We start from the raw sequence: 7,425 nt of genomic DNA, 5'->3' as shown, positions 1-7,425 counted from the left end.
TTCGCGGGGGCCTCGCGGGCTCGTGTAGCTTTCTCTTCGCAAGGGGCTGTGGCGCAGCTGGTAGCGCATTTGACTGGCAGTCAAAGGGTCAGGGGTTCGAATCCCCTCAGCTCCACTCTTGTCTCTCCTGGTCAGGGCCGGTTTCGCAGGACGCGAAGGCGGCCCTGATGTGTGTCTGCAGGTCTCAGTCCTGCCTCAGCAGCTCGCGGAACTCATCAGGGAGCTGCGCGACGGTGTCGCTGAACTCCTTCTCGCCCACCGCTTCGCGCAGCACGGCGAGCACGGCCTTCGCGTGCTTGTAGGCATCCCCACGGCGACGGTTCTCGCGCCGGCCGACCTCGCGTAGGAACGCGTCGAGCGTCAACCGCATGGCCTTGCCCCCGCTGCGCGCCACGCCGTTCTCCAGCGCGCGACGGAACTCCACCGGCACGAACGGCGCCAGGTCCTCCACCTGACCCGCGGTGATGCGCATGGCGAGGACCTCGAGCACCGCTTCGATGGCGCGCGTGGCCTGCTCCCGATCGGTCCGGGTGAGCTCCGCGACCCGGTCCACCCACTCGTCGTACGACAGTGGCCCGATGAACGTGGCCTCCCTCAACCCGGGCCTCGGCGCCTGCGCCACGGCCTCGTCGAGGAGCTGGTCGAAGTCCTTCGGCAGCTCCGCGCGCATGTCGTCGAACTCTTCCGAGCCGATCGTGCTCCACAGCGCCGCAACGACCGCCTTGGCCTCCCGTACGGCCATCCCCCGGTCCACACCGAGCTGCTCCTCGAGGCGCTGGATGAACCCGTCCAGGTGGAACATCTGCCGGCTGCCGTCGAGCGCGACGCACGATCGCAGCTCGTCCGGCAGGCGCTCGGCGATGTCCTCGGCCTCTCCCACCGAGATGCGGCGCGAGAGGGTCTGCAGCGTGCCGCAGGCGGCCCGCTCGGCCTCCGCGGTCGGGACGCCGGCCCGCTCCCGGACGACTGTGATGAAGCCCTGATAATCCATCGTCTCTCCCTGCTGGATCCAGGCGGCCACGGTGTCAGGGCGGCACCCGGGCGCCTAGGTCCCGCCGGGCCGAACTCCGGCGCGCGACTCGACCTCCCGGAGCACCCATCGCGCTCGCACGGGCTCGGCCCGCTCAGGCACCCCACGTCAGGGCTGTACGAACGCGTTCTGTCGTTGCGCCACATGGGGGTTGTGGCGGCGATGCGTTCGGAGGACTGTTCCGCGGACAACAGAAAGGACAAACACGTGATCGATCACCTCAGGGCCAGTTCCGCATCGCGGATAGAGCCCGGGGAACACATCTGCGCGCTGGTGGGCAGCCGGACCCACCGAGACGCGATCATGCGCCCCTTCCTCACCGAGGGGATGAGCGCCGGACACAAGTGCCTACTCGGTCTGGGCGAGCCGAACCCCTGGCAGACCGTTCGCACACTGCTACCCACGCTCGACCCGGAGCACCTGAGATCGGCAGGCCAGCTCGACGTCCTCGAGACCCACGAACCGCAGTTCTCCTCCGACGACTTCTCCGTCCCAGCCATGCTGGAGTTCTGGACCGACGTCACCGACGAAGCCCAGGCCGGCGAGTACGAAGCCGTGCGGCTCACCGCGGAAGCCCGCTGGTGGAGCCCCCAGCTCCCGCAGAGCGATGCGCTGATCGACTACGAAGCCGCGCTCAGCACCTTCGCGTCCGAGCGGGAGGTCGCGATCTTGTCCGTCTACGACATCGAGGACTACGGCTGGATGCTGGTCGACCTCATGAAGACCCACCCGCGTGTCCTGGTCAACGAGGTCGAGTTCGCCAACCCCTACTACGCCCGCCCCTGAGAGCGCTCGCGCCGGCCGCTGCGGAGATCCGATCACCGGTCCGACGTAGCAGGGAACGCGGCCACTCTCCGTTCCGCGCTCAGGTCTGCGGCTGGCGTTCCTGCAGGCGCTCGCGCTGCGGGACGACGACGTAGCGGGGGTCCTTGGTCGAGGCGACGCCGGCCGCGAAGACTCCGAAGCGCTGCAGCGCGCTGCCGGCGAGCAGGGCGATCCCCGATGCCACGGCCACGGTCCGGCTCCGGTGGGCGGCGAGCAGGGTGCCGCCCAGCCCGGCCACGGTCAGGCCCTCCGACCAGGCGCGCAGCCGGTGTGCCCGGCCGGTGGTGTAGGTCTCCAGGATGACCGGGTGCAGCCGGCTCTCCAGCACCTTCGACGCGACGAGCTCGCCCACCGCGCCGGATGCGGCGAACCATCGCGCCGGGCCGGCCTCCTCGACCGGTGCGAGCGCCATCATCAAGCCGCCCGAGCTGGCCGCGGCTGAGCCGCTGAACACGAACGGCAGCTGCCCGCGTGCCTCGAACCATCCCGGTGCCGTGGTGTGCGAGAGCAGGACCGCGGTGTAGGAGGCGACGCCCGGCGCGAACACCACGGCGGACAGGCCCGCGGGGCGGGCGAGCAGGCCCAGCAGCCGGCCGATCCTGGTCCGGCGCCAGCGCGCCGGCATCAGTTCGGACGCCGCCGCCGCTGCGACGCCCGGGCCGAAGGCGGTGAGGATCCAGGTGCCCACGCTCATCGGGGAGGTCGGCTTGGCCACCCGCAGCATGTGGTGGAAGCGTTCGGGCCTGCCGAGGTCGGCGACCAGCAGCACGACGCTCACCAGCAGCGCGCCCAGCGAGCCGAGCCGGCCCGCCTGCCGCAGGGCCGGGCGGTCGGTGAGGTCCGCGCCCGCCCCGAGCACCGCGGAGCCGGCCGCGAGGCCGCCGGTGAACAGGTAGGCCGGGATCTTCCACTCCCACACGGGTGGTTTGAGCACCGGGCGGCCGTAGTAGGACCGGAACTCCGCGTCCGGCACCATCGACAGCTCGCGGTTCCCGCCGCCGCGGTGGCCGCGCCGCAGCCTCCGCGCACCACCGGCGCCGTCGTGATGCGGCCCGGCCACCGGTCCCGGCGGCTCCCTGCCCGGACTCATCGCACTCCCTCGCTGACGCTCGGTCGGCGCTGCGCGAGGCGCTGTGTCGATGATTCGCTCGCAAGCTCGCTCATCGCCGGCTCCCCAGGAACGAGGCCACGCCGGTGGCGAGGAACGCGGCGGCCGCCGCCCCGGCCGCGCGCCACATGGAGACCGCGTCGCGCGTGGGGACCACCGGGTCCGGGGGCAGCCCGTAGACCTCCGGCTCATCGAGCAGCAGGAAGACCGAGCCTGTCCCGCCGACCCCGTCATCGGGATCGCGGCCGTAGAGCTGCGCCTCGCTCACGCCCTGCCCCTGCAGCTCCTCGAGCCGACGATCCGCCCGCTCGCGCAGCACGTCGAGCTCCCCGAACTGGATGGACTGGGTGGGACACGCCTTCGCGCACGCCGGCTCCGCCCCGTCGTGCAGCCGGTCGTAGCACAGCGTGCACTTGTGCGCCTTGCCGTCCAGCGTGCTGCGGTCGATCACCCCGTACGGGCAGCCCGAGACGCAGTAGCCGCAGCCGTTGCAGATGTCCTGCTGCACGACGACGGTGCCGAACTCGGTGCGGAACAGTGCCCCGGTGGGGCACACGTCCAGGCAACCGGCGTGGGTGCAGTGCTTGCACACGTCCGAGGACATCAGCCAGCGGAAGTCCGTGCGGGACTCGGCGCCCGTGCCGTCACCGGGCCGAGAGAATCCGGGCATGCCGAGCTCCTGCGGCGTGCCGTCCACGTGCAGCGGGGTGGTGCCCAGCTCCGCGCCGCCGCGCTCGGCGTGCCGCAGCCGCTCGGCCACCACCTCGGCCGTGGCCTCCGTCGCCGACGGACCGGTGGGCAGCCCGGCGAGACCGGTCTGCTGACCACCGAGCGGGGCGGCCTGCTCGACGAACGCCACGTGTCGCCAGGTGTTCGCCCCCAGCATCCCGGAGTTGTCATACGACATCCCGAGCAGGTCGAGACCGTCCTCGGGAACGAGGTTCCACTCCTTGCAGGCGACCTCGCAGGCCTTGCAGCCGATGCAGACCGAGGTGTCGGTGAAGAAACCGACCCGCGGGGGATGGTCGATGTGCCCGTCGGCGGCGGCGACGTCGTCCAACGGTCCGGACAGGCTGTTCCTGCTGATCACGTCCGCGCCTCCTGCTCGATGTGGGCGATGCCGTCGACGGTGGCGACGTGGGTGCCGGTCTCGGCGATGATCCCGGCACGCTCCCGGTACCCGGCGACGTAGGCGAGCAGCGCAGGCCCACGTGGCCGGCGCCCCGCCCGGATGTCGCAGGTCGCGGCCTTGCTCTCCTGGATGAAGACGTTCGCGTCGAGCGTCACGCCGAGCAGGTCGTTGAACACGTCGCCACGGACCAGCCCGTTGGATCCCCAGTGGTAGGGCATCCAGATCTGGTGTACGAGGCGGCCTGCCACCCGCAGCGGCGCCAGCCGGTCGGTGACCATCACCCGCGCCTCGACGGCCGTCCGGCTGGTGATGACGTGCGCCCACCCGAGGTGGGTCAGGCCGCGTTCGGCTGCGAGCTCGGGGGAGACCTCGACGGTCATCTCGGGCTGGAGCTCCGACAGGTAGGGCAGCGTCCGGCTCATCCCTCCCGCGGTGTGGTGCTCGGTGAGCCGGGAGGCCGTGAACACGTACGGGAAGACGTCGGCGTTCGGCTCCGGCGGGGACGGGTTCGACGGGTTGTCCGGCCGGCCGTAGACGATCCGCGTCGGGTTGCCCTGCTGCGCGTAGAGCTGGTTGCGCACGGGTGACTCGTCCGGCTCGTAGTGCGTGGGCAACGGGCCGTCGACCAGGCCGCGGGGCGCGAACAGCCAGCCCTTGCCGTCGGCCTGCATGATGAACGGGTCGTCGCCGCGCAGCGCGGCGGGTCCGAAGGACCCGTCCGGCGGTCGGTAGGTCGGCGGCTTGTCCTTCTCGAAGTCCGGTACGTCGTAGCCGGTCCACTCGCCCCGGTCGGGGTCCCACCAGATGAGCGCCTTGCGTTCGCTCCAGGGCCGCCCCTGCGGATCGGCCGAGGCGCGGTTGTAGAGGATCCGCCGGTTCAGCGGCCAGACCCAGCCCCACTCCAGGGCGTAGAGGTTCTGCTCGAAGCGCGGCTTGCGCCGCCGGGCCTGGTTGACGCCGTCCGCGTAGACGCCGCTGTAGATCCAGCAGCCGCACGACGTGCTGCCGTCGGCCTTGAGGTCGAGATAGCCGTCGACGAGACGGCCGGTGGTCAGGTCGTGCCCGTTGATCCGTTGCAACACGTCGGCGGCGGAGGGCTCCCCGTCCTCGGGGCTGCCATGCACCTCGTAGTCCCAGGACAGGTCCAGCAGCGGCCGGTCACGTGGGTCGGTGGAGCCGGTCAACCGCTCCCGCATCCTCCGGCCCAGGTGGTAGAAGAACCACAGGTCGGAGCGCTGATCACCGACCGGATCCACCGCCTTGTCCCGCCACTGCAGCATCCGCTGGGTCTGGGTGAAGGTGCCCTCCTTCTCGGTGTGCGCCGCGGCCGGGAAGAAGAACACCTCGGTGCGACACCGCTCCGTGACGATCTCTCCGGTCTCGATCTCGGGCGCGTCCTTCCAGAACGTGGCGCTCTCGATCATGGTGAGATCCCGGACGACCAGCCAGTCCAGGTTGGCCATCCCCAGCCGCTGGAGCCTGCCGTGGGCCGAACCGATCGCCGGGTTCTGGCCGAGCAGGAAGTAGCCGAACACCTTTCCGTCGACCATGTCCAGCACGGTGCGGTAGGTCCCGTGGTCGCCGCTGATCCGGGGCAGGTGGTCGAAGCAGAAGTCGTTCTCCGGGATCGCCGCGGCGCCGAAGTACTCCTTGAGCAGCGACACCGTGTAGGCGTCGGCGTAGCACCAGAACCCCTTCTGCTCCTCGGCGCACAGGTCCTTGACGTAGCTCGCCAGGTCCGGGTGGGACCCGGCCGACGGCATCGGCAGATAGCCCGGCAGCAGGTTGAACAGGGTGGGGATGTCGGTGGAGCCCTGGATGCTGGCGTGCCCACGCAGGGCCAGAATGCCCCCGCCGGGGCGGCCGATGTTGCCCAGCAGCAGCTGGACGATCGAGCCGGCCCGGATGTACTGGACGCCCACGCTGTGCTGGGTCCAGCCGACGCTGTAGACCAACGCCGCGGTGCGGTCGCGGCCGGAGTTCGCGGTCCACGCCTCACACACGGCGAGGAACTGGTCGCGTGGGGTGCCACAGATCTGCTCGACCATCTCCGGGGTGTAGCGGGCGAAGTGCCGTTTCAGGATCTGGTAGACGCACCGGGGGTGCTGCAGCGACGGATCGCTGGCGATGTGCCCGGCCACGCCTTCGAGCTTCGGTCCGCCCGAGCCGTGCTGATCGGCCGATGCTTGTTGTTTCGCCCGCACCTGATCCGGAATCGACCCCTGCGCGGTCGGGTCCGCGCCTTCGTAGTGCCAGGTGGTCGGGTCGTAGGTCGCGGTCTCCGGGTCGTAGCCGCTGAACAGGCCGTCGAGGTCCTCGGTGTCCTGGTAGTCCTCGCGGATCAGGAACGAGGCGTTGGTGTAGGCGAGCACGTACTCGCGGAAGTCGAGGTCGTTGGACAGGATGTAGTTGATCACCCCGCCCAGGAAGGCGATGTCGGTACCTGCACGCAGGGGCACGTACGCATGGGCCACGGCGCTGGTGCGGGTGAACCGCGGGTCGATGTGGAAGATCCGCGCCCCGCGGGCCTTGGCCTCCATCGTCCACTGGAACCCGACCGGGTGCGCCTCGGCCATGTTCGAGCCCATGATCACGATGCAGTCGGAGTTGCTCAGGTCCTGCAGGTAGTCGGTGGCGCCGCCGCGGCCGAACGAGGCTCCCAGACCGGGAACCGTGGCGGAGTGTCAAATACGGGCCTGATTCTCGATCTGGATCGCGCCCATGGCCGTGAACAGCTTCTTGATCAGATAGTTCTCTTCGTTGTCCAGGGTGGCGCCGCCGAGGCTCGCGATGCCCATGGTCCGGCGTAGCAGGTGGCCCTTGTCGTCGTGCTCCTGCCAGCCCTTGGCCCGTGCGTCGAGGACCCGGTCGGTGACCATGTCCATCGCCTGGTCCAGGTCCAGCTCGCTCCACTCGGTGGCGTACGGCGCCCGGTAGAGCACCTTCTGCGCCCGGTGCGGCCCGGTCACCAGCTGCTTGCTGGCCGAGCCCTTCGGGCACAGGCGCCCCCGCGAGATGGGGCTATCGGGGTTGCCCTCGATCTGGATGACCCGCTCGTCCTTGACGAACACCTGCTGAGAGCAGCCGACGGCGCAGTACGGGCACACGGAACAGGCCATCCGGTCGGCGTCGGCGATCCGCGGCTGCAGCGTCGCCGAGCTCGGCGACTCCGCCGCAGCACCGCGGCCCAGCGGATCGGTACCGGTGAGCTGGCGATAGACGGGCCACGAATCGAGCCACCTGCGCACGCCCATCGGCTTGCCCTCCCCGAGTATCCCCACCCGCACGGCCGAGCGTGCTCGCCACAGGTTGCTTCGACGGCGCCGACCC

Annotated in this window: 5 protein-coding genes and 1 tRNA gene; 2 read left to right on the top strand and 4 right to left on the bottom strand. The window is 70.4% G+C overall.

The window, feature by feature from the left end; genetic code table 11:
• The first annotated feature begins 42 nt into the window (after positions 1–42).
• Positions 43–115: transfer RNA gene (locus tag JWR81_RS08290), tRNA-Ala, on the top strand.
• A 69-nt stretch (positions 116–184) separates the two neighbouring features.
• Here the strand turns inward: JWR81_RS08290 and JWR81_RS08285 are convergent.
• Positions 185–991, bottom strand: a complete 807-nt coding sequence (locus JWR81_RS08285; protein ID WP_297649070.1) for a DUF2267 domain-containing protein — start codon at positions 989–991, stop codon at positions 185–187.
• A 246-nt stretch (positions 992–1,237) separates the two neighbouring features.
• On the opposite strand from JWR81_RS08285, the gene JWR81_RS08280 reads away from it, so the two are divergent.
• Positions 1,238–1,816 (top strand): MEDS domain-containing protein, encoded by a 579-nt coding sequence (locus JWR81_RS08280; RefSeq protein ID WP_297649067.1) that lies wholly within the window; start codon positions 1,238–1,240, stop codon positions 1,814–1,816.
• 79 nt (positions 1,817–1,895) lie between these two features.
• Here JWR81_RS08280 and nrfD read toward each other — a convergent pair whose 3' ends face one another.
• The 3 genes from nrfD to fdh form a co-directional block, all read right to left on the bottom strand.
• A complete protein-coding gene (nrfD, locus tag JWR81_RS08275) occupies positions 1,896–2,831 on the bottom strand; it encodes an NrfD/PsrC family molybdoenzyme membrane anchor subunit (protein ID WP_297649075.1) in 936 nt (311 codons plus the stop codon).
• A gap of 184 nt (positions 2,832–3,015) precedes the next feature.
• A complete protein-coding gene (locus JWR81_RS08270) occupies positions 3,016–4,053 on the bottom strand; it encodes a 4Fe-4S dicluster domain-containing protein (protein WP_297649064.1) in 1,038 nt (345 codons plus the stop codon).
• A complete protein-coding gene (gene fdh, locus JWR81_RS08265; protein ID WP_297649072.1) occupies positions 4,050–7,349 on the bottom strand; it encodes a formate dehydrogenase in 3,300 nt (1,099 codons plus the stop codon). The genes JWR81_RS08270 and fdh overlap by 4 nt, the downstream gene beginning before the upstream one ends.
• Positions 7,350–7,425 lie beyond the last annotated feature (76 nt).

The sequence above is a fragment of the Pseudonocardia sp. genome, assembly GCF_025965585.1.
Taxonomy (GTDB): domain Bacteria; phylum Actinomycetota; class Actinomycetes; order Mycobacteriales; family Pseudonocardiaceae; genus Pseudonocardia.
Note: the sequence above shows the minus strand (reverse complement) of the source record. Positions and strands in the feature narration are given on the sequence as shown.